We start from the raw sequence: 22,763 nt of genomic DNA on the forward strand, positions 1-22,763 counted from the left end.
CGCCCACGAGCAGGCCGACCGGCTGTTCCGCGTGCGTTCGCCCACACCATGCTGCATCCGACGACGGAGTGCGGTTGTATGACAACAGGCCCGTCCGCGACCCGAGGGGACCAAGGTCCCCCGGCCCCGGCGGCGCCCGACGCAAGGCTGGCACCGGTCCGGCGGGCACCGCCGGGAGGACGACTGGGGAGCGCGCATGAGCACGACGACGTCGGCAAGCACCGCATGGCGGACAGGGAGCGGGGAGGCGATCGACGGCGAGACCCTGGCCCGGATCGACCAGTGGTGGCGGGCCGCGAACTACCTCTCGGTCGGCCAGATCTATCTGCTGGACAACCCGCTCCTGCGTGAACCGCTCACCCGTGACCACGTGAAGCCCCGCCTGCTGGGGCACTGGGGCACCACGCCGGGCCTCAACTTCCTGTACGCGCACCTCAACCGCGCGATCGCCGAGCGCGACCAGTCGACCATCTACGTCACCGGTCCTGGGCACGGCGGCCCGGGGCTCGTCGCGAGCGCGTACCTGGACGGCACGTACTCGGAGTACTACTCGGACATCACCGAGGACACCGAGGGCATCCACCGGCTGTTCCGGCAGTTCTCGTTCCCGGGCGGCATCCCGAGCCACGTGGCCCCCGAGACGCCGGGGTCGATCCACGAGGGCGGCGAGCTCGGCTACGCGCTCAGCCACGCCTACGGCGCCGCGTTCGACAACCCGGACCTGCTGGTCGCCACGGTCGTCGGAGACGGCGAGGCCGAGACCGGCCCGCTGGCCACCAGCTGGCACTCGAACAAGTTCGTCAACCCGGAGAAGGACGGCGTCGTCCTGCCGATCCTGCACCTCAACGGCTACAAGATCGCCAACCCGACCGTGCTGGCACGCATCCCGGACCACGAGCTCGAGTCGCTCATGGTCGGCTACGGGCACAAGCCGCACATGTTCGTCGCGGGCTTCGACGACGAGTCGCACGAGGAGATCCACCGCCGGTTCGCGACGCTGCTCGACGAGGTGCTCGACGAGATCGCGGAGATCAAGCGCAGCGCGCACGCCGGCAACGAGCAGCGCCCGCAGTGGCCCATGATCGTGTTCCGCACACCCAAGGGCTGGACCGGGCCGGACTACATCGACGGCAAGAAGACGACGGGCTCGTGGCGGGCCCACCAGGTGCCGCTCGCCAACGCGCGGGACACCCCCGAGCACCTCGACGTGCTGCGCCAGTGGCTCGAGTCGTACCGCGTCAACGAGCTGTTCGACGAGAGCGGCCGGCTGCACGACGACATCCGCGCGCTCGCGCCGACGGGTCAGCTCCGGATGAGCGACAACCCGCACGCGAACGGCGGCGCGCTGCTCAAGGACCTGCGCCTGCCCGACTTCCGCGAGTACGCGGTCGACGTGCCCGTGCCGGCCGGCTCGATGAGCGAGGCACCCCGGGTGCTCGGCGACTGGCTGACGGACGTCATCCGGCTCAATCCCGACAACTTCCGGATCTTCGGGCCCGACGAGACGGCGTCGAACCGCCTGCAGTCGGTCTTCGCGGTGACGGACAAGCAGTGGAACGCCGAGTTCTTCGGTCCCGACGTCGACGAGCACCTGGCGCGGGCCGGACGCGTGCTCGAGATGCTCAGCGAGCACCAGTGCCAAGGCTGGCTCGAGGGCTACCTGCTGACGGGCCGGCACGGACTGTTCAACTGCTACGAGGCGTTCATCCACATCATCGACTCGATGTTCAACCAGCACGCCAAGTGGTTGAAGGTCACCGACGACATCCCGTGGCGCCGGCCGATCGCGAGCCTGAACTACCTCCTGTCCAGCCACGTCTGGCGCCAGGACCACAACGGCTTCAGCCACCAGGACCCCGGGTTCATCGATCACGTGGTCAACAAGAAGGCCGACGTCATCCGGGTCTACCTGCCGCCGGACGCCAACACGCTGCTCTCGACGTACGACCACTGCCTGCGCAGCCGGCAGTACGTCAACGTGGTGGTCGCGGGCAAGCAGCCGGCCCCGAACTTCCTGACCATGGAGCAGGCGATCGCGCACTGCACGCGCGGCCTGGGCATCTGGGACTGGGCGGGGACGGAGGTGGCGGGCGACAAGCCCGACGTCGTCCTGGGCTGCGCGGGCGACGTGCCCACGCTCGAGGTGCTGGCGGCGGCGGACATCCTGCGCCGCGAGCTGCCGGACCTCAAGGTCCGCGTGATCAACGTCGTCGACCTCATGCGCCTGCAGGACGAGCGGGAGCACCCGCACGGGCTGTCGGACGCGCAGTTCGACGGCCTGTTCACCGAGGACAAGCCCGTGATCTTCGCGTACCACGGGTACCCGTGGCTCATCCACCGGCTCACCTACCGCAGGCACGGGCACAACAACATCCACGTGCGCGGGTACAAGGAGGAGGGCACGACGACGACGCCGTTCGACATGGTCATGCTCAACGACCTCGACCGGTTCCACCTGGTCATCGACGTCATCGACAACGTGCCGCACCTGCGCACGGCCCAGGCCAACCTGCGGCAGAAGATGGTCGACGAGCGCCTCCGGGCCCGGGAGTACACGCGCGCGCACGGCGACGACCTGCCCGAGGTCCGCGACTGGGTCTGGCCCGACGCGCAGGACGCCGCCGACGAGGGGCAGGTGGCCGCCACGATCTCGACGGGCGGCGACAACGAGTAGCGCACGACCTCGACCGTGGGGCGCGTGACACCGCCCCACGGCCACCGTTCCACCGGCTCCAGGAGACGCCCACCGTGGCCCGCAGCATCTACGTCACCTCCCCCGAGGGGGACTCCGGCAAGTCCATGATCGCGCTGGGCCTCGTCGACCTGCTCGCACGCACCGTGCAGCGGGTCGGCGTGTTCCGGCCGGTCGCCCGCTCGACGGACGTGCGCGACTACGTGCTCGAGCTGCTGCTCCAGCACGACGGCGTCGAGCTGACCTACGAGGAGTGCGTCGGGGTGACGTACGAGCAGGTGCTCGACGACCCGGAGCAGGCGCTCGCGCAGATCGTGTCGCGGTACCACGACGTCGAGCGGCGCTGCGACGCGGTCGTCGTCGTCGGCACCGACTACACGGACGTCGCCGGCCCGACGGAGCTGGCGTACAACGCCCGCATCGCCGCGAACCTCGGGGCGCCGGTGGTGCTGGTGATCAACGGCGGGCACCGCAAGCCGGGTGTCGTCGCGCAGGTGGCCGACGTCGTGGTCACCGAGATGACGGCCAACCACGCGCAGGTGGTGTCGATCGTCGCCAACCGGTGTGCCCCGGGCTCCGTCAGCGGGGTGCGGGACGCGCTCCGGGCCGGCACCGGGCTGCCGTCGTGGGCGGTCCCGGAGAACCCGCTGCTCACGGCGCCGACCGTCCGGCAGCTGACCCAGGCGGTGCACGGCACGCTCATCGCGGGCGACGAGACGCTGCTGTCGCGCGAGGTGCTCGACGTGCTGGTCGGGGCGATGTCGGTCGAGCACCTGCTGAGCCGGCTGACCGACGGCGCGGTCGTCATCACGCCGGGCGACCGGTCGGACGTCCTGCTCGGCCTGCTGGTCGCGCACCAGGCCGACGGCTTCCCCTCGCTCGCCGGCATCGTCCTCAACGGCGGCTTCCGGCCCGCGCCGCTGATCGCCCGCCTGGTCGAGGGCCTCGGCAGCAGGCTGCCCATCATCAGCACCGAGCTGGGCACGTTCCGGTCCGCGAGCGCCGCCGCGGACACCCACGGCCACCTGTCGGCCGAGTCCCAGCGCAAGGTCGACACGGCGCTCTCGCTGTTCGAGCAGCACGTCGACGGTGCCGCTCTGCTGGCCGCCCTCGACGTCGAGCGGCCCGAGGTCGTCACGCCGCTGATGTTCGAGTTCGCGCTGCTCGACCGCGCCCGCGCCGACCGCAAGCACGTGGTGCTGCCCGAGGGCGAGGACGACCGGATCCTGCGCGCCGCGTCGACCCTGCTGCAGCGCGGCGTCGCGGACCTGACGATCCTCGGGGAGGAGCCCGCGATCCGCACGCGCGCCACCGAGCTCGGGCTCGACCTCGACGCCGCCACGATCATCGACCCGCGCAACAACGACCTGCTCGAGGGGTTCGCCGAGCAGTACACCGAGATGCGCAAGCACAAGGGGATGACGCTCGAGCGGGCGCGGGAGATCGTCACGTCCGTCTCCTACTTCGGCACGATGATGGTCCAGCTCGGGCTCGCCGACGGCATGGTCTCCGGCGCCGCGCACACCACGGCGCACACGATCAAGCCGTCCTTCGAGATCATCAAGACCGTACCGGGCGTCTCCAACGTGTCGAGCGCGTTCCTCATGTGCCTCGAGGACCGGGTGCTGGTCTACGCCGACTGCGCGGTGATCCCCGACCCCACGGCGGAGCAGCTGGCGGACATCGCCATCTCGTCGGCGGGCACGGCCGAGCAGTTCGGCATCGAGCCGCGCATCGCGATGCTCAGCTACTCGACGGGCGAGTCCGGGTCCGGGGCCGACGTGGAGAAGGTGCGCGCGGCCACGGCGCTCGTGCGGGAGCGGCGCCCCGACCTCTCGGTCGAGGGCCCGATCCAGTACGACGCCGCCGTGGACGCCTCCGTGGCCAAGACGAAGATGCCGGACTCCGCGGTGGCCGGACGGGCGACCGTGTTCATCTTCCCGGACCTCAACACCGGCAACAACACGTACAAGGCGGTCCAGCGCTCCGCCGGTGCGGTCGCCATCGGCCCCGTCCTGCAGGGTCTGCGCAAGCCGGTCAACGACCTGTCCCGCGGCGCTCTCGTGCAGGACATCGTCAACACGGTCGCGATCACGGCCATCCAGGCGCAAGCGGAGGAACCCTCGTGACCCCGAAGACACAGCGGAATCCCGGCGCTGTACCCGAGGTCCACGGAGCGCACGGCAGCGTGCTCGTCGTGAACTCGGGCTCGTCGTCCATCAAGTACCAGCTGGTCAACCCGGTGGGCGGCGAGGCGATCGCGTCGGGCATCGTCGAGCGGATCGGCGAGGACGAGGGATCCGTCCGCCACACGTACGGCGGCAACACCACGGAGCGCTCCGACCGGGTCGCCGACCACGGCGCCGGCCTGCGCGCGGTGCTCGCGCTCTTCGACGAGGTCGGCCCGGACCTCACGCAGGCGCACGTGGTTGCCGTCGGGCACCGGGTCGTGCACGGCGGCGCCGTCTTCGGCGCCCCCGTGATCGTCGACGACGAGGTCGTCGCGCGGATCGACGCGCTGTCTCCCCTGGCACCGCTGCACAACCCGCCGAACCTCACCGGCATCCAGGTCGCGCGCGAGCTCCTGCCCGACGTGCCGCACGTCGTCGTCTTCGACACCGCGTTCTTCCGCACGCTGCCCGAGGCGGCCGCGACGTACGCGATCGACCGCGAGGTTGCCCGCGAGCACGGGGTCCGGCGGTACGGGTTCCACGGGACGTCGCACCAGTACGTCTCGGGCAAGGTCGCGCGCGTCCTGGGCCGGCGGCTCGAGGACCTCAACCAGATCGTGCTGCACCTGGGCAACGGCGCGTCGGCGTCGGCGGTCCGCGGGGGCGTCGCCGTCGAGACGTCGATGGGCATGACCCCCCTCGAGGGCCTGGTCATGGGCACCCGCTCCGGCGACATCGACCCCGCCGTGCTGATCCACCTGCAGCGCAACGCGGGGCTGTCGGTCGACGACGTCGACGACCTGCTCAACCGTCGCTCGGGGCTCAAGGGGCTCGCGGGCGAGAACGACTTCCGCGAGCTGCACACGCTCATCGACGCCGGCGACGAGGACGCCTCGTTGGCGCTCGACGTGTACCTGCACCGGCTGCGCAAGTACATCGGGGCGTACCACGCGGTCCTCGGGCGGGTCGACGTCATCACGTTCACCGCCGGCGTCGGCGAGAACGACCCGATCGTCCGCGCCCGGGCACTCGAGGGGCTGGAGTCGCTGGGCATCGCGGTCGACCCCGAGCGCAATGCCGGCCGCAAGAAGGAGCCGACGATCATCTCGCCCGACTGGACCAGCACGTTGGTCATGGTGGTGCCGACCAACGAGGAGCTGGCCATCGCCCGCCAGGCCGTCGCGACCATCGAGGCGGCCGGATACGAGGGCACGAGCGACGAGTCGGACCCCGCCCCGGCGGCCGCGGGCCACGCCTGACGAGCTTCCCCAGACCGACGCTAGGGCAGGCGCAGCGCCTTCATCGCGCGCAGCGCCTCGGCGTAGACCCGCGGCCACGTCTCCGTGCCCAGGTCGAAGAGCCGGTGCAGCCCGATGCCCGGAGCGCCGAGCACGCCGTGCACACCGTGCTGCACCGCGACGGTCTGCGTCCGGGTGGTCTCCCACAGGCCCTCGCGTCCGTGCCTGCTGCCGATGCCCGACGCACCCACCCCGCCCTGCGGGGCGCCGACGGCCCCCCACGTGGCGACGTAGCCCTCGTTGACGTTGACCGACCCGGCGCGGACGCGCTCCGCGAGGGCCGCGCCGCGACGCGTGTCCGCGGTCCAGATGCTGGCGTTGAGGCCGAACTCGCTGTCGTTCATGGCCGCGATCGCCTCGTCGTCGGACGCCACCCGGTAGATCGACACGACCGGACCGAAGGTCTCCTCGCGCGCCAGCCGCGCCTCGTTCGGCACGTCGGTGAGGATGGTCGGCTCGTAGAACCACGGACCGAGGTCGGTGCGGTGCACTCCCCCGGCCAGCACGGTCGCCCCGTGCCCGACCGCGTCCTCGACGTGCTCCACGACCGTCGCCAGCTGCCCCGCCGACGCCAGCGACCCGACGTCCGAGCGGTAGTCCAACCCGGACCCGAGCCGCAGCGCGCGGGTGCGCCGGACGAAGGCCTCGGTGAACGCCTCGGCAACGTCCTCGTGCACGTAGATGCGCTCGATGCTCACGCAGACCTGGCCGGTCCCGACGAAGCACGCGCGCACCGCGCCCTCGGCGACGACCTCGACGTCCACGTCCTCGGCGACGTACAGGGGGTTCTTGCCGCCCAGCTCGAGCGTGGCGGGCACCAGCCGCTCGCCCGCCTGCGCGGCGACGACCCGGCCGGTCCGCGTCGACCCCGTGAAGCTCACGTGGTCGACGTGCTGGATCACCGCGCCGCCGACGGACGGACCGTCGCCGACGACCACCTGCAGCAGCCCGTCGGGAAGCCCCGCCTCCTCCAGCAGCTCCGCGGCCCACAGCGAGGTGAGGGCGGTCTGGGGGTCGGGCCGCAGGATGACCGCGTTGCCGGCGACCAGCGCGGGCAGCACGTCGCCGAGCGTGAGCGTGAGCGGGAAGTTCCAGGGCGCGATGATGCCGACCACGCCGACCGGGTGGCGCAGGACGCGCGTCGTCGTGAGACCCGGGATGAGTCCGGGCACCCGCCGCGGCGCGAGGTAGCGACCCGCCCGGGCGGCGTAGTGCCGCGACACGTTGGCGATGTCGCAGACCTCCTCGAACGCCGAGACCCGCGCCTTGCCCGACTCGATCTGGATGAGGTCGAGCACGTCGCTCTGCCGTGCGAGCACGAGGTCGTGCACCCGGGACAGCACGGCGGTCCGGTCGCGCAGGGGCCGCGCCGCCCACAACCGCTGCGCCGCCCGGGCGACCTTCGCGGCGCGCGCCACGTCGTCGGGGGTGGACAGCGGGACGGCCGCGATCGGGCCGCCGGTGAACGGGGCGTGCGACGTGAACACGGCCGCTCCGGGTGACGCGACGACGCGTCGCAGGAGCGGGCGGACGTCGTCCGGCTCGAGCACGTACGTCGCGAGCGGGTCGGTCTCGGGGTCGTGGAGCTCAATGTGTCCCGGGTCGTGCGCCATACGGGCGAGGGTACGCGCGGCTCCTGGGGAAACCGCGCGCCTGGGCCCCCGCGCGCGTCGGCGGCCCCCCACCCTGCACCCGTCGGGGCGCCTACACGCCCAGCGTCTTCCGCACGTCCGCGTGCAGCAGCCCGACGACGGCCGCGCGCCCCTCGGCCGCCGACGGTGCCGCGAGCGCGGCGGCAGCCATGGTGGCGCACTCGGAGGTCGTGTGGTGCCGGAGCGCGTACCGGACGGCCGGGACCGCACCGGCGGACATCGACAGGCTGGTCACCCCGAGCCCGACGAGCACGAGCGCGAGCACCGGGTCGGACGCGGACTCGCCGCACACCCCGACGGGCTTGCGGGCGTCCCGACCGGCGCGCGCCGTGGCGTCCACCAGGTCGAGCACCGCAGGCTGCCAGGGGTCGAGCAGGTCCGCCAGCTCGCCGCGCAGGCGGTCGGTGGCCATCGTGTACTGGGCGAGGTCGTTGGTCCCCAGGGAGACGAAGTCGACCTCGGCGAGGATCTCCTGGGCCCGCAGCGCAGCCGCGGGCACCTCGATCATCACGCCGACGGTCGCCACGCCGGCGGCCCGCGCACGCCGCGCGAACTCCCGGGCCTCGGCGGCCGTGGCGATCATCGGCGCCATGACCCACGGCGTCGTCCCGGTCTCGGTCTGCGCGTGGGCGAGAGCCTCGAGCTGCGTGTCCAGAAGCTCCGGGTGGGTGCGGACCAGGCGGTAGCCGCGCACACCGAGCGCGGGGTTCTCCTCGTCCGGCTGGGTGGCGAACGCCAGGGGCTTGTCGGCGCCGGCGTCGAGCGTGCGGACGACGACCTTGCGGTCCCCGAACGAGCGCAGCACCCGCGCGTAGACGTCCGCCTGGGCGTCCTGCGTCGGGGCGGTGGTGCTCTCCAGGAAGAGGACCTCGGTGCGGAACAGCCCGACGCCCTCGACCGCGCCGCCGGACACGCGCGCGGCGTCCTCCGCCGTGCCGATGTTGGCCAGCAGCGCGACGGCCCGGCCGTCGGCGGTCCCGCCCGGCGCGGTGTCCGACTCGAGCGCCTTCTCGACCGCCGCGCGCCGCTCCAGCTCGACGCGCTGCGCGTCGTCGGGGTCGGTGGTGACGGTCCCGTCGGCGGCGTCGACCGCCACCAGCGTGCCGTCGTCGATCGCGGTCGCGCCGGCGACGCGGACGATGCAGGGCAGGCCCAGCTGCCCGGCGATGATCGCGGTGTGGCCGGTCGGCCCGCCCAGCTCGGTGACGATCGCGAGCACGTTGGCCAGGTCGAGCGCGGCCGTGTCGGCGGGGGCCAGGTCCTTGGCGACGACCACCGAGGGCCGGTCGAGCGCGGGCACACCCGGCGCCGGCAGCCCGAGGGCCTTCGCGACGACGCGGTCGCGCACCGAGCGCAGGTCGGTGACCCGCTCGGCGAGGTAGCCGCCGGCCTGCTCGAACATCGTCGCGAACATCTCGACGACGCCGTCGATCGCACTGACCACGGGCTCGCCGGCGTCGATCCGCTTCAGCACGCCGCTGCGCAGCGCCTTGTCGTCGGCCATCTGCGCGGTCGCCGCGAGGACGTCCTTCACCGTGCCCGTGGACCGCCCGGACTGCTCCCGCAGCGCCGCGGCCACGTCGGCGAAGGCGGCCTCGACGACGCCGTGCGCGGTCGCGACGTCGGCCGGGACCCCGTCGACCAGCAGCGGCGCGTCGGGCTCGACGTGCGGGGCGGGCCGCACCTGTGCCACGGGTCCGACGACGGCCCGCCGCCCGACGCCGACGCCCTGGAGCACGTGCGGGGCGCCGACGGTGGGGGCGCTCATGACGCCTCCTCCGCGTCCAGGTCCGTGGCCAGCAGGTCGACCAGGCCGTCGAGCGCCTCGTCGGCCCCCTCGCCCTCGGCCTCGAGGGTGACCTCCTCGCCGCTCGGGACGCCGAGCGACATGACGAACAGGATGCTGCCGGCGTCGACCGGCTCACCGCCGGGGCGGGCGATGGTGACGGGCAGCCCGGTCTCGGCGACGGCCTGCGTGAACAGCATCGCGGGGCGGGCGTGCAGGCCGACGCGGGAGGCGACGACGACGGTGCGCTGAGGCATGAGGTTCTCCGATCGGGGGGCCGCCCGGCCACGGTGCCGGGCGGCGGGTGGATGGGTCAGGCGGCGGTGGCGACCAGCGCCCGGGCGTCGGCGGCCTGCTCGGCCTGGACGAACTCGTTGGTCCGGGCACTCTTCAGGGCGATGACGAGCACGGCCGTGACGACCATGCCGACGGCGACCGCCATGAGGAAGCCGAGCGGGTTGGAGATGAGCGGCAGGACCCAGATGCCGCCGTGCGGCGCACGCTGGCCGGAGCCGACCGCCATGACGAGGGCGCCCGTGACGCTCGAGCCCACCAGCGAGGAGACGATGACCCGCCAGGGATCGGCCGCCGCGAACGGGATCGCACCCTCGGAGATGAACGACAGGCCCAGGAGCCAGGCCGCCTTGCCGTTCTCGCGCTCGGCGTGCGTGAACAGCTTCTTGCGGACGACGGTGGCGAGCGCCATGGCCAGCGGGGCCACCATGCCGGCGGCCATGACCGCCGCCATGATCCGGTACTGCACCGCGTCCGTCGCCAGGCCCTCGGTGGCCAGGCCGGTCACCGCGAAGGTGTACGCGACCTTGTTGATCGGGCCGCCGAGGTCGAAGCCCATCATCGCGCCGAGCAGGGCGCCGAGCAGGATCAGGTTGGAGCCCGACAGTCCGTTGAGCCAGCTGCTCAGGCCGTTCATGAGGCTCGCGATCGGCTGGCCGATGATGAGGAACATCACGAGCCCGACGACGAACGTGGACAGCAGCGGGATGACGACCACCGGCATCACGCCGCGCACGCCCTTCGGCACCTTCCAGCGGCTGATCCACAGCGCGAGGAACCCGGCCATGAAGCCGGTGACCAGGCCACCGAGGAAGCCGGCGCCGACGGCCACGGAGACCGCGCCGCCGACGAAGCCGGGCACCAGGCCGGGTCGGTCGGCGATCGCGTACGCGATGAACCCGGAGAGCACGGGGACCAGGAACCCGAACGCGACGGCGCCGGTCTGGAACAGCAGCGCGGCCCAGTCCATGCCGTTGGTCGCGTTGAAGTCGTTGAGCAGGTGGGTGACCGGGATGCTCGTCACCTCGACGACCCCGTCGCTGCCACCCGCGAACTGGGCGACCATGAACCCGAGGGCGATGAGGATCCCGCCCGCGGCGACGAACGGGATCATGTACGAGACACCCGTCATGAGCCACTGCCGGATCTTGGTGCCGGCGCTCGCGTTGCGGTCGACCTTGGTGGCCGGCGCGGCGGCCGCTGCGGGGCCCCCTGCGGGGACCCCGGCCTCGACTGCGGCGACCGCGGCCGCGATGACGCCCGGGGCGTCGTGCACGGCCTTCTTCACGCCGACGTCGATGAACGGCTTGCCGGCGAAGCGCTCCTTGTCCTTGACCTCGAGGTCCGCGGCGTAGATGACACCGTCGGCCGCGGCGATGATCGCCGGGTCCAGCGGGGTCGAGCCGGCGGCGCCCTGGGTCTCGACGTGGACCTCGTGCCCGGCGGCCTTGCCGGACTGCTCGAGGGCCTCGGCGGCCATGTAGGTGTGCGCGATGCCCGTGGGGCAGGAGGAGACGGCGACGAACTTCATGAGGGGACCACCTCTCGGGTGACGATGTCGGCGACGGTGCCGGGGTCGGTGGCGTCCTTGAGGGACGTGCGGAACGACTCGTGGACCAGGCGGCGCGCGAGCGCGGCGAGGATCTTGAGGTGGTCGCCGTCGCCCTCGGTGGGTGCGCCGATGAGGAAGATCAGGGTCGCCGGGCCGTCGGGGGCGCCGAAGTCGACGCCGGCGGCCACCTTGCCGACGGCCAGGCTGGGCGCGGTGACGAAGCTCGACCGGGCGTGCGGCAGGCCGATCCCGCCGGGCATGCCCGTGGCCATCTGGGCCTCGCGGGCGCGGACGTCGGCGTGGAACCCGTCGGCGTCGGTGACCCGGCCGGCCGCGTACAGCAGGTCGATCAGCTGGCGGGTCGCGTCGTCGCGGTCCGTGGCGACCAGGTCGACGGCGACCAGGTCCGGGGTGATCAGTGGGGTGCTCACGTCACAGCTCCTTGAGTGCGAGTCGGGGATCGGGGTTCTCCACGACCTGGACGGCGCCCAGGTCGATGTCGGTGGGGTCGGGGACGGCGGTGCCGGGCAGCAGGACGGCCGCCCGGCCGAACGCGACCGCGGTGCGCAGGCGGTCGCCCGCGGGGCCCTCGGCCGAGAGGAAGCCGGCGAGCGTCGAGTCGCCGGCTCCGACGGTGGACAGGGGGACGACGACCGGGCCGCCGGCCCACCAGACGCCGTCGGCGACGACGAGCATCGCGCCGTGCGCACCGAGGCTGACCAGGACCGCGCGGTTGCCGGCGTCGAGGACCTCGTGCGAGGCGTCGACGACGTCCCCGACGGTGACCAGCTCCCGGCCGACCAGCTCGGCCAGCTCCTCGTCGTTGGGCTTGACCAGGGTGAGCCCGCCCGAGCGGATCGCCCGGGCCAGCGGCACGCCCGAGGTGTCGAGCGCGAACGGGACCGCGTAGCGAGCGGCCAGGCCGGCGAGCTGCACGAAGAACGTCTCGCCCGCGCCGAGCGGGAGGCTGCCGGCACCGACCAGCGCCCGGGGACGCGTGGCCAGCTGCTGCTCGGCGGCCGCGAGCAGCGCGTCGACCTCGTCGGGCGTGAGCTTCGGGCCGGGGGCGTTGACCTTGGTGGTCGTCCCGCCGTGCTCGACGAGCGTGAGGTTGGTGCGCGTGCTCCCGTGGACCGGGACGGCGACCGCGGGGACGTCGTGCTCGTCGAGCAGCTCGACCAGGCGGCGTCCGTCGGCGCCGCCCGTGGGCAGCACCGCGAGAGACTCGACGCCGTGCCGGACCAGCACGCGGGAGACGTTGATGCCCTTGCCGCCAGGGTGGACGTGGGCGCGGTCGGCACGGTTGACCTCGCCGACGACCAGCCGGTCGAGCTCGAGCGCCCGGTCGAGGCTCGGGTTGGGGGTCAGCGTGACGATCACGCGGTCACCACCCGGGGGCCTGCGGCCTCGAGCTCGTCGACGAGCTCGGGGTCCGTCCCGCTGTCCGTGATCACCGTGTCGACGGCGCTCAGCGGCACGACGTGCGCGAACTCGACGCGGCCGATCTTCGAGTGGTCGGTGAGGACGACCGTCCGGCGGGCGTTGGCGACGAGCGCCCGCTTCACGGCGGCCTCCGCCAGGTCCGGCGTCGTGAGCCCGTGCTCGACGCTCAGGCCGTTGGTGCCGAGGAAGGCGACGTCGGCGTGGATGTCGGCCAGCTCCCGCTCGGCCCACGAGCCGACGGCCGCCAGCGTCCGACCGCGGACCGTCCCGCCGACGAGGTGCAGCGTGATGCCGGGCCGCGTGGCCAGGACCATCGCGACGGGCAGCGCGTGCGTCACCACGGTCAGCTCCCGGTCCAGCGGCAGCAGCTCCGCGAGCCGCACGGTCGTGGTGCCGGCGTCGAAGATGACGGCCCCGCCGTCGGGGAGCTCGTCGAGCGCCGCCTTGGCGATCCGCTCCTTCTCCCCCGCGAACCTGCCCTCGCGGTCGGCGATGCCGGGCTCGAAGCCCAGCCGCTCGACGGGGATCGCCCCGCCGTGCACACGCCGCACGAGACCGTGGCGCTCGAGGACGGTGAGGTCCCGGCGGATGGTCTCGGGGGTGACGTCCAGGTCCTCGGCCAGCCGGTTGACGTCCACCCGGCCGTCGGCGCGTGCCGTGGCGAGGATCTGCTGGTGCCGCTCCGGTGCGTACACATCGACTCCGTCGTCCCTGCGCCGACCCTGTCGTCGACGTCCAGTGGCTCCAGAGTGCGCCCGATGACACGGTCAAGTCAAGAGATTCGGACAATTTCGGCGCCAAACAGATGTTGATACAGACATCAGCGCAGGTCTTGGCCGTGGAGCGACAAGAAACCGGACACGCAGGAACGCCCGGGTGCGCCCGTTTGGGGCGTCACCGGGCGTCTGCGGTCATGCGCGTGGCGAGACGTCCGTCCGGCGTCGAGGTCGCACTGGACGTCCGCCGAGGACGGAGGCCGAGCGGGTCAGTGGGGCTGGTACGGGCTGACGACGACCTCGACCCGCTGGAACTCCTTGAGGTCGGAGTAGCCCGTGGTGGCCATCGCGCGCTTGAGGGCGCCGATCAGGTTGAGGGTGCCGTCCGCGGTGTGGCCCGGGCCGAAGAGGATCTGCTCGAGCGAGCCGGCGGTGCCCACCTCGACGCGCTCCCCGCGCGGCAGCTGCGGGTGGTGCGCCTCGGGCCCCCAGTGCCAGCCTCGACCGGGCGCCTCGGTCGCACGCGCCAGCGCAGCGCCCAGCATGACGGCGTCCGCCCCGCAGGCGACCGCCTTGACCAGGTCGCCGGAACGCCCGACGCCGCCGTCGGCGATGACGTGCACGTACCGGCCGCCCGACTCGTCGAGGTAGTCCCGCCGGGCCGCGGCCACGTCGGCGACCGCCGACGCCATGGGCGCGTGGATGCCGAGCGAGAGGCGGGTGGTGTGGGCCGCGCCGCCGCCGAAGCCGACGAGCACGCCGGCCGCCCCGGTCCGCATGAGGTGCAGGGCGGCGGTGTACGTGGAGGCACCGCCGACGATCACCGGGACGTCGAGCTCGTAGATGAACCGCTTGAGGTTGAGCGGCTCCGCGCGCCCGGAGACGTGCTCGGCCGACACCGTCGTGCCGCGGATGACGAACAGGTCGACGCCCGCGTCGACCACGGTCCGCCAGAACTCGTTGGTGCGCTGCGGGGACAGGGCGCCGGCGACGGTGACGCCAGCCGCCCGGATCTCCTTGAGCCGGGCCGTGATCAGCTCGGGCTGGATCGGGGCGGCGTAGATCTCCTGCATGCGGGACGTCGCGCGGGCGCTGTCGAACGTGGCGATCTCCGCGAGCAGCGGCGCGGGGTCCTCGTAACGCGTCCACAGCCCCTCGAGGTCCAGGACCCCGAGCCCGCCGGCCTGACCGAGAGCCACGGCGGTGGCCGGGCTCATCACCGAGTCCATCGGCGCGGCGATGATCGGCAGGTCGAAGTGGTAGGCGTCGATCTGCCAGCCGACCGAGACCTCCTCGGGGTCACGGGTCCGCCGCGACGGGACGACCGCGACGTCGTCGAAGGAGTAGGCGCGGCGTCCGCGCTTGCCGCGGCCGATCTCGATCTCGTTGCTCACCGGACCAGGCTACCGGCGCGCGGTCCCGCGCCGACGCAGCCTGGGGACGGACGCCGAACCGCGGCACGCGGGGCGCCCTCCCCGGCCGTGTCGGTGCCCGGTGCCATCCTGGCCGTGCACGGGATCCAGCAGCCTCACGGATCCGCCGCAGGACGAGAGCGAGACGCGATGAGCTGGACGGACGGGCCACTGCTCGGCTTCGACACCGAGACCACGGGTGTCGACGTCGACAACGACCGGATCGTCACCGCCGCGCTCGTGCGCCGCGACGAGTCGGGCACCCACGTCCGCAGCTGGCTGATCAACCCCGGGGTCGAGATCCCGGAGGCCGCCGCCGCCATCCACGGCGTGAGCACCGAGCACGCGCGGCAGCACGGCCGCCCGCCGCGCGAGGCGCTCGAGGAGATCGCCGCCGACCTGGCCGAGGCCTTCCGCGGCGGCGTCCCGGTCGTGGCGTACAACGCGGCGTTCGACCTGTGCCTGCTCGATGCCGAGCTCCGGCGCCACCGGCTGAGGACCCTGCCCGACCGGCTGTGCAGCGATGCCCGCCCCGTCATCGACCCGCTGGTCCTCGACCGGGCGGAGGACCGGCTCCGGAGCGGCAAGCGCAAGCTGGTCGACCTGTGCGGCTACTACCAGGTGGTCGAGTCGGGCGCCCTGCACACGGCCGACGTCGACGTCATCGCGACCCTCGACGTGCTCGAGCGCATCGTCGGACGCTTCCCCCACCTGGCGACGCTCGACCTCGACACGCTGCACGAGTACCAGTCGACCGCGCACCAGGCCTGGGCCGAGGGGTTCAACGCGTGGCGCGCCGAGCAGGGCCTGGACGGCCCGGGGGCGTCCGCCGTCTGGCCTGCTCAGGAGCCTGTCGGCACGCTCTGGTGAGACGCGCGTCATATCGCGCCTGAGTTCGACGGTCCCGCTCGCGACGTATCTGACCGATTCGACGACGCCGAGTGGACTGGCAATATCTCATCCATGAGTTAACGTCGTCTCCATGACCACGACGACGACCCCCGTCACGACGAGCACCGGCGCGCTCCCGATAATCCAGGACCCGCTCGCGCACGTCGGCTCCCTCGTCCGCTCGGCACGTCAGCACCGCGGACTCACGCAGTCCCAGCTCGCGGAGCGGCTGGGCACCAGCCAGTCGGCCATCCACCGCATCGAGCAGGGCGCGCAGAACGTCAGCCTCGAGATGCTCACCCGCATCGGCGCGGCGCTCGACTCCCCCATCGTCACGCTCGGCGGGCCGCAGCGGACCCACCTGCGGGTGCAGGGCGGCCAGACCCTGAGCGGCCGGATCGACGTCAACACCAGCAAGAACGGCGCGGTGGCCCTGCTGTGCGCGTCCCTGCTCAACCGCGGCACCACGCGACTGCGCAACGTCGCCCGGATCGTCGAGGTCGACCGCATCGTCGAGGTGCTGCGCTCCGTCGGGGTCCGCGCCACGTGGTCGCCCGACGGCCGCGACCTCGAGATCGTCGTGCCGGAGCACCTGCAGCTCGACGCGATCGACGTCGACGCCGCGCGCCGGACCCGGTCGATCATCATGTTCCTCGGCCCGCTGCTGGGCCAGGAGGACGAGTTCCGGCTCCCGTACGCGGGCGGCTGCGACCTGGGCACCCGGACCGTCGAGCCGCACCTGATCGGCCTGCGCCCGTTCGGCCTCGAGGTCACGGCGACGGCCGGCGACTACCACGCGCTGGTCGCCCGCGGCGGCGCCACGGACCTCTCGGTCGTCCTCACGGAGCGCGGCGACACCGTGACGGAGAACGTCATCATGGCCGCCGCGCGGCGCGAGGGCGTCACCACCATCCGCAACGCCAGCCCGAACTACATGGTCCAGGACCTGTGCTTCTACCTGGAGCTGCTGGGCGTCCGGATCGACGGGATCGGCACGACGACCCTGCGCGTGCACGGCCTCGCGGACATCGACGCCGACGTCGAGTACGCCGTGTCGGAGGACCCCGTGGAGGCGATGAGCCTGCTGACGGCCGGGATCGTCACCGGGTCCGAGATCACGGTCGGCCGCGTGCCCATCGAGTTCATGGAGATCGAGCTGGCGACGCTCGCCGAGATGGGCCTGAAGTACACGCTGTCCGAGGAGTACTCGGCCGCCAACGGCCGCACCCGCCTGGTCGACGTCACGGTCCTGCCGAGCGACCTGCGCGCGCCGATCGACAAGATCCACCCCATGCCGTTCCCGGGGCTCAACATCGACAACCTGCCGTTCTTCGCGGCCATCGCCGCGTGCGCCGAGGGCTCCACGCTGATCCACGACTGGGTCTACGAGGGTCGCGCGATCCACCTCACCGACCTCACCCGGCTCGGCGCGGACGTCCGGCTGCTCGACGCGCACCGCCTCCAGGTCACGGGCCCGACCCACTGGTCCGGCGCCGAGGTCTCGTGCCCGCCCGCGCTCCGCCCCGCGGTCGTCATCCTGCTCGCGATGCTGGCCGCCAAGGGCACGTCCGTCCTGCGGGACGTCGACATCATCGCCCGCGGCTACGAGCAGCTGCAGGACCGCCTCGTGGAGCTGGGTGCCCAGATCGAGACGTTCCGCGACTGAGACGGGTCACGGCCCCGGGCGCAGCGTCACCGTCGCCGCGGCCGGGTCGTCGGGGTCGTCGATGGTGGTCGGCTCCAGCCCCGCCTCGACCGCGAGCGCCTCGAACCCCGCCCGGGTGTACCAGTGCAGGAGCCACTCGCGCTCGACGACCTCCGTCGCACCGTCCACCACCCGCTCGTACCGCAAGGTGGTCCGACGGTCGCGCGCCGCGAGGTCCAGCACCTCGGCGACGACCGCGACCCGGACGACCCCGTCCTCGGACGACGACTCGCGGAACACGCCGACCTCCGACGTGGGGGTCGGGCCCGGCACGAACAGGGGGACGAGGGCCGACCCGTCGTCGGCGAGGTGCGCGCGGACCGCGCGCAGGGCACGCAGCGCCGCGTCGTCGTCGGGGAGCAGGTTGAACGTCGGCCCGGCCAGGAAGATCGACCGGTACCGACGAGGCAGGTCGAGCTCCTCCATGCGCTGCCGGTGGACGGTGACGGCCAGACCGCGCGCCATGGCCGCGAGCTGGAGCCGCGCGAGCATGTCCGGCGACGAGTCCACCCCGTCGACGTCCAGGCCTTGCGCGCGCAGGTCGAGGAGCGGGTGGCCGTCCCCGCAGCCGAGCTCGAGGGCGGGCTCGCCGGACGCGGCGATGAACGCCGCGTGCTCGGCAGGGTCGGACGCGCTCGACCGCAGCGGTCCGTAGAGCTCGGCGATCAGACCCGTGTAGAAGTCCGCCGGCTCCGCCAACGCGCTCAGCGGCCGGTGTAGTTCGGCGCCTCGACGGTCATCTGGATGTCGTGCGGGTGGGACTCCTTGAGCCCGGCCGCGGTGATCCGGATGAACTTCCCGCGGTCCTGCAGCTGCGGGATGGTGTGCGCGCCGACGTAGAACATCGACTGGTGGAGGCCACCGATGAGCTGGTGCGCGACGGCCGACAGGGGTCCGCGGTACGGCACCTGGCCCTCGATGCCCTCGGGGACGATCTTCTCGTCGGAGGACACGTCGGCCTGGAAGTACCGGTCCTTGGAGTACGAGATCCGGCCGCGCGACGCCATCGCGCCCAGCGACCCCATCCCGCGGTAGTGCTTGTACTGCTTGCCGTTGACGAAGACGAGCTCGCCGGGCGACTCGTCGCAGCCGGCCAGCAGCGAGCCGAGCATCACGGTGTCCGCGCCGGCCACGAGGGCCTTGGCGATGTCCCCGGAGTACTGCAGGCCGCCGTCGCCGATGACCGGCACGCCGGCCGGCTTGCAGGCGCGCGCGGCGTCGTAGATGGCCGTGACCTGCGGGACGCCGACGCCGGCGACCACGCGGGTGGTGCAGATGGAGCCCGGCCCGACGCCGACCTTGACGGCGTCGACACCCGCGTCGACCAGCGCCTGGGCGCCCGGCGTCGTCGCGACGTTGCCGCCGATGACCTGGACGTGGCGGGTCGCGCGGTCGGACTTCAGCCGGCGCACCATGTCGAGCATGAGCCGGGCGTGGCCGTTGGCGGTGTCGACGACGAGGGCGTCGACCCCTGCCTCGACCAGCGCGCTGGCCCGCTCCCACGCGTCGCCGAAGAAGCCGATCGCGGCGCCGACGACGAGCCGGCCCTCGCCGTCCTTCGTCGCGTCCGGGTACTGCTCCGTCTTCACGAAGTCCTTGACGGTGATCAGCCCGCGCAGGATGCCCGCGTCGTCCACCAGCGGCAGCTTCTCGATCTTGTGCTTGGCCAGCAGGGCCGCGGCGTCGTCCCGCGCGATGCCCACGGGCGCGGTGACCAGCGGCATCGGCGTCATGATCTCGCGCACGCGGCGGGTCTCGAACTCGCCGCCGGGCACGAAGCGCAGGTCGCGGTTGGTGATGATGCCGAGCAGCAGCCCGTTCTCCGCGATGACCGGCAGCCCGGACACGCGGTAGATGCCGCAGAGGTGGTCGAGCTCGGCCAGCGTGGCGTCCGGACCGACCGTGACCGGGTCGGTGATCATCCCGGACTCGGAGCGCTTCACCAGGTCGACCTGGTGCGCCTGGTCCTCGATGGACAGGTTGCGGTGCAGGATCCCGATGCCGCCCTGGCGCGCCATGGCGATGGCCATGCGCGACTCGGTCACGGTGTCCATGGCGGCCGACAGCAGCGGCACGCGCACGGAGATCTCGCGCGTCAGCCGCGAGGTGGTGTCCACCTCGCTCGGGATGACGTCCGTCTCCCCTGGCAGGAGGAGCACGTCGTCGTAGGTGAGCCCGATGCGGGCGAACGGGTCGGCAGGCGAGTGCTCCGTCATCCCGCAAGGATACGCGGGCTGACGGGCATCCCCGACGACCTAGCGGATGAGCCCGCGGCGCAGCCCGATCGCGACCGCCTGGGCCCGGTCGTTGGCGCCCAGCTTGCGGAACAGGCGGCGCGCGTGGGTCTTGACGGTGTCCTCGGAGAGGTACAGCTCCGCACCGATCTGCGCGTTCGAGCGCCCGTGGCTCATGCCCGTCAGCACCTCGATCTCGCGCTTGGTCAGGGGCACGCCGGGGATCGCCCCCGTGGTGGGCACGCCCACCGGCGCGGCGTTCGCGTCGGCGGGGGCCACGACGGGCACGCCCTCCGACGGCGTGCGCGCGTCTCCCCGGAAGCCGCCCTGGCTGGGCACGTCGACGGGGGGCGTGCGCGGCGCGGCCGAGGCGGGCAGGACCGGGCTGGCGAGCACGTGCGCGGCGACGGCGGACAGCTCGGCGCGGCCGACGTCGGGCGCCAGGAAGCCCCGGGCGCCGAGCGCGAGCGCACGGTCGAGCGCCACGGTGTCGTCCGGGAGCGCGAGCAGGACGATGGCCGCGGCGGGCGCGACCGCACGCAGACGACGGATCGCCTCGATCGCCCCCGGTGCAGCCAGGTGCGCGTCGAGCAGCACGACGGTCGGCGGCATGCGCCGCGCCAGGCTCAGCAGCTCGTCCACCGACGACGCCGCACGGACCGGACCGAGCGCAGGCACGCCGATGGAGGTCACGACGAGCCGTTCACGAACGACCGCCGAGCCGTGACAGACCACGACTCCCGCCATGTTGATTCCCCTCTCGGTCCCCATCCGGGGCACGTGACTTCTATCGGCCGACGATCAGGCAGAAGTTAGCCGCAGAGCCGAACCCCACCCGCTCCGGCCGGGGCTTCGTCCGCCTCTGCGTCCCCTGCGTGGAATGTCTCCCCCACTCGGCGGCGGCGATTCGTCCGTTCAGCGCTCGACACCCGCCGTCGCGACCGCGAGCACCTCGTGCAGCAGCCCCGTGAACGTGCGCGCCCGGTGCACCGACCGGCCGACGGGGACGGCCAGGGCGGCCCCCTCCGGCACCATGACGAACTGCGCGAGGTCGGGCTGCTCGCGGGCGAGCCGCTCGACCACCTCGAGGTCCGCGTCGGCCCGCTCCCCGAGGGTGACCACCGCGCGGGTCCGCGTCATCGCGGCCAGCTCGACGGCGTGGTGGGCACCCACCGGGCCGCCCACGATCCGGGCGTCGACACCCCGCGCCGCCAGGGCGCCGGCCAGCGCGTGCGCCACGAGCGGCCGGACCTCCCGGGGCGCGACGAGCACCAGGACGACCGGCCGGCGCGCCGGCGCGGTCACCGGGCGCGCCCGCAGAGCGGCGAGGACTCCCTCGTGCACGGCGGCGACCGCGTCGACCCCGGGCGGGTCCACGACGGTCCGCCGGGCCAGCGCGGCGAGCGCAGGCTCGACCAGCTCGGTCCACCACGAGACGACGTCGTCGGACGGCTGCAGCGCGAGCAGCCGACCGCACCGCTCGACGTCCCCGGCGAGCGCGGCGTCGACCAGCGCGGTCGGGGTCGGGGCGCCGTCGAGCAGGCCGGGCGACACCGTGGCGGCCACATCGGTGGCGAGCGCGATGCGCGCGGACTCCGCCGGTGCCACGCCGTCCAGCGTGAGCCGGCGCATCACCAGGAGCCGCTCGACGTCGACGGCCGAGTAGCGGCGGTGCGCACCGGCCGAGTGCTCGGACGGGCCGAGCCCGTACCGGCGGTCCCACGTGCGCAGCGTCGCAGGAGCCACTCCGAGCCGGCGCGCGACGGCGGCGACGGCGAGAGCGGGCGTCGGCGGTCCCGCCGGTTCGTCGTCCTCGCGCGTCACCATGGCGCGATTCTGCCAGGCCGACGCGATTCAGCCCGCCCAGGCGTGTCGCGGCGCGACACGCCGACCTGCACGTTCGTCGGCAATCGCGTCATCACACGAATGTGTGACACGGTCTTGAACAACTTCTGGCGCGGTTGTAACGTCCTCTCCAACGCGTCACCCCGACCTCATCGGCGGGCTTCCCGTGTTCACGACTTCCCGGCGCAGTCGCCCACCGGCGGCTCGGCGGATCGACTGAGGAGGAACTCATGGCCGAGATCTCGCGCCTTCCCGGACCGGTGATGGACCTGTGGGAGTGGCAGTTCGACGGAGCGTGCCGCGACGAGGACCAGGACCTCTTCTTCCACCCCGAGGGTGAGCGTGGCTCCGCACGCCGTCGCCGCGCCGAGGCGGCCAAGGCGATCTGCGCCACGTGCCCCGTGATCAAGGAGTGCCGCGAGCAGTCGCTCGCCGTCCGGGAGCCCTACGGCGTGTGGGGCGGCCTGTCCGAGGACGAGCGCACGGCGGTCCTCGCCCAGCGCGGCCGCGCCAGCCGGGTGGGCTGAGCGCACAGACGACGACCGGAGCCCTCCCCTCGGCACGACGAGGGGAGGGCTCTCTCGTGCGCGCAGCAGAGTCGGCGCCAGGGGCACCGGCTGCGCGGACGTCGGAGAACGAGCAGGGCCCCCACGGCATCGCCGTGAGGGCCCTGCTGCGTGCGGGGCGACTAGTGCGCCCCCGGAATCACTTGACGACGATCGCCAGGATGTCGCGAGCGGAGAGGATGAGGAACTCCTCGCCCGAGTACTTGACCTCGGTGCCGCCGTACTTCGAGTAGATGATCTTGTCGCCGACGGCGACGTCGAGCGGGATCCGGTTGCCGTTGTCATCGACACGGCCGGGACCGACCGCCAGGACCTCGCCCTCCTGGGGCTTCTCCTTGGCGCTGTCCGGGATGACGAGACCGAACGAGGTCGTCGCCTCTGCCTCGAGCGTCTTGACGACGATCCGGTCCTCGAGGGGCTTGATGGAGACCGACACAGCGGACCTCCCCTTCGCATGTGAGTAGTTCTCTGAGGTTCGTGCGCGCTGTCGGGCCACGTCGTCGCGG

General features: G+C 72.9%; 19 protein-coding genes. 6 read left to right on the forward strand and 13 right to left on the reverse strand.

The window, feature by feature from the left end; translation table 11 throughout:
- Positions 1 to 196: 196 nt before the first annotated feature.
- The 3 genes from AC1DT4_RS10900 to AC1DT4_RS10910 all read left to right on the forward strand — a co-directional run bounded on the left by AC1DT4_RS10900 (position 197) and on the right by AC1DT4_RS10910 (position 6,122).
- Positions 197 to 2,674, forward strand: a complete 2,478-nt coding sequence (locus AC1DT4_RS10900; RefSeq protein WP_477089808.1) for a phosphoketolase family protein — start codon at positions 197 to 199, stop codon at positions 2,672 to 2,674.
- Between the two features lie 74 nt (positions 2,675 to 2,748).
- The gene (gene pta, locus AC1DT4_RS10905) at positions 2,749 to 4,821 is read left to right on the forward strand and encodes a phosphate acetyltransferase (protein WP_477089809.1); all 2,073 of its coding nucleotides are present in this window, start codon (positions 2,749 to 2,751) and stop codon (positions 4,819 to 4,821) included.
- Entirely contained in the window at positions 4,818 to 6,122 is a 1,305-nt protein-coding gene (locus AC1DT4_RS10910; protein WP_477089810.1) for an acetate/propionate family kinase, read from the forward strand. The genes pta and AC1DT4_RS10910 overlap by 4 nt, the downstream gene beginning before the upstream one ends.
- A gap of 20 nt (positions 6,123 to 6,142) precedes the next feature.
- On the opposite strand, the gene AC1DT4_RS10915 is transcribed toward AC1DT4_RS10910, so the two are convergent.
- From AC1DT4_RS10915 to AC1DT4_RS10950, 8 genes are all read right to left on the reverse strand, one after another.
- Entirely contained in the window at positions 6,143 to 7,774 is a 1,632-nt protein-coding gene (locus AC1DT4_RS10915) for a succinic semialdehyde dehydrogenase (RefSeq protein ID WP_477089811.1), read from the reverse strand.
- Positions 7,775 to 7,865: 91 nt separating this feature from the next.
- Positions 7,866 to 9,581, reverse strand: coding sequence for a phosphoenolpyruvate--protein phosphotransferase (gene ptsP / locus AC1DT4_RS10920; RefSeq protein WP_477089812.1), 1,716 nt, complete (start codon positions 9,579 to 9,581; stop codon positions 7,866 to 7,868).
- Entirely contained in the window at positions 9,578 to 9,856 is a 279-nt protein-coding gene (locus tag AC1DT4_RS10925) for an HPr family phosphocarrier protein (RefSeq protein WP_370504995.1), read from the reverse strand. Before AC1DT4_RS10925 ends, ptsP begins: the two co-directional genes overlap by 4 nt.
- 56 nt (positions 9,857 to 9,912) lie before the next feature.
- The gene (locus AC1DT4_RS10930) at positions 9,913 to 11,424 is read right to left on the reverse strand and encodes a PTS fructose transporter subunit IIC (protein WP_477089813.1); all 1,512 of its coding nucleotides are present in this window, start codon (positions 11,422 to 11,424) and stop codon (positions 9,913 to 9,915) included.
- Positions 11,421 to 11,876, reverse strand: a complete 456-nt coding sequence (locus AC1DT4_RS10935) for a PTS sugar transporter subunit IIA (RefSeq protein ID WP_477089814.1) — start codon at positions 11,874 to 11,876, stop codon at positions 11,421 to 11,423. Before AC1DT4_RS10935 ends, AC1DT4_RS10930 begins: the two co-directional genes overlap by 4 nt.
- A gap of 1 nt (position 11,877) precedes the next feature.
- Positions 11,878 to 12,825, reverse strand: a complete 948-nt coding sequence (gene pfkB / locus AC1DT4_RS10940) for a 1-phosphofructokinase (protein WP_477089815.1) — start codon at positions 12,823 to 12,825, stop codon at positions 11,878 to 11,880.
- Positions 12,822 to 13,583 (reverse strand): DeoR/GlpR family DNA-binding transcription regulator, encoded by a 762-nt coding sequence (locus AC1DT4_RS10945; protein ID WP_477089816.1) that lies wholly within the window; start codon positions 13,581 to 13,583, stop codon positions 12,822 to 12,824. The genes pfkB and AC1DT4_RS10945 overlap by 4 nt, the downstream gene beginning before the upstream one ends.
- 290 nt (positions 13,584 to 13,873) lie before the next feature.
- The gene (locus AC1DT4_RS10950) at positions 13,874 to 14,998 is read right to left on the reverse strand and encodes a GuaB3 family IMP dehydrogenase-related protein (protein ID WP_477063896.1); all 1,125 of its coding nucleotides are present in this window, start codon (positions 14,996 to 14,998) and stop codon (positions 13,874 to 13,876) included.
- A 168-nt stretch (positions 14,999 to 15,166) separates the two neighbouring features.
- Between AC1DT4_RS10950 and AC1DT4_RS10955 the strand changes: the two genes are divergently transcribed.
- Positions 15,167 to 15,886, forward strand: coding sequence for an exonuclease domain-containing protein (locus AC1DT4_RS10955; protein ID WP_477089817.1), 720 nt, complete (start codon positions 15,167 to 15,169; stop codon positions 15,884 to 15,886).
- Between the two features lie 112 nt (positions 15,887 to 15,998).
- Positions 15,999 to 17,573, forward strand: coding sequence for a helix-turn-helix domain-containing protein (locus AC1DT4_RS10960; RefSeq protein ID WP_477089818.1), 1,575 nt, complete (start codon positions 15,999 to 16,001; stop codon positions 17,571 to 17,573).
- 6 nt (positions 17,574 to 17,579) lie between these two features.
- Here the strand turns inward: AC1DT4_RS10960 and AC1DT4_RS10965 are convergent, their stop codons facing one another.
- The 4 genes from AC1DT4_RS10965 to AC1DT4_RS10980 all read right to left on the reverse strand — a co-directional run bounded on the left by AC1DT4_RS10965 (position 17,580) and on the right by AC1DT4_RS10980 (position 21,673).
- A complete protein-coding gene (locus AC1DT4_RS10965; protein ID WP_477089819.1) occupies positions 17,580 to 18,311 on the reverse strand; it encodes a class I SAM-dependent methyltransferase in 732 nt (243 codons plus the stop codon).
- A gap of 5 nt (positions 18,312 to 18,316) precedes the next feature.
- Positions 18,317 to 19,828, reverse strand: a complete 1,512-nt coding sequence (gene guaB / locus AC1DT4_RS10970; protein WP_477089820.1) for an IMP dehydrogenase — start codon at positions 19,826 to 19,828, stop codon at positions 18,317 to 18,319.
- 39 nt (positions 19,829 to 19,867) lie between these two features.
- Positions 19,868 to 20,539 carry a helix-turn-helix transcriptional regulator gene (locus AC1DT4_RS10975; protein ID WP_477089821.1) on the reverse strand — a complete coding sequence of 224 codons (672 nt, stop codon included), beginning with the start codon at positions 20,537 to 20,539 and terminating at the stop codon, positions 19,868 to 19,870.
- Positions 20,540 to 20,761: 222 nt separating this feature from the next.
- The gene (locus AC1DT4_RS10980) at positions 20,762 to 21,673 is read right to left on the reverse strand and encodes a MerR family transcriptional regulator (RefSeq protein WP_477089822.1); all 912 of its coding nucleotides are present in this window, start codon (positions 21,671 to 21,673) and stop codon (positions 20,762 to 20,764) included.
- Between the two features lie 248 nt (positions 21,674 to 21,921).
- On the opposite strand from AC1DT4_RS10980, the gene AC1DT4_RS10985 reads away from it, so the two are divergent.
- Positions 21,922 to 22,218, forward strand: a complete 297-nt coding sequence (locus AC1DT4_RS10985) for a WhiB family transcriptional regulator (RefSeq protein ID WP_477089823.1) — start codon at positions 21,922 to 21,924, stop codon at positions 22,216 to 22,218.
- Positions 22,219 to 22,396: 178 nt separating this feature from the next.
- Here the strand turns inward: AC1DT4_RS10985 and groES are convergent, their stop codons facing one another.
- Positions 22,397 to 22,693 carry a co-chaperone GroES gene (groES, locus tag AC1DT4_RS10990; protein WP_477089824.1) on the reverse strand — a complete coding sequence of 99 codons (297 nt, stop codon included), beginning with the start codon at positions 22,691 to 22,693 and terminating at the stop codon, positions 22,397 to 22,399.
- Positions 22,694 to 22,763: the final 70 nt, after the last annotated feature.

Source organism: Cellulomonas sp. P4_D11 (genome assembly GCF_056401915.1).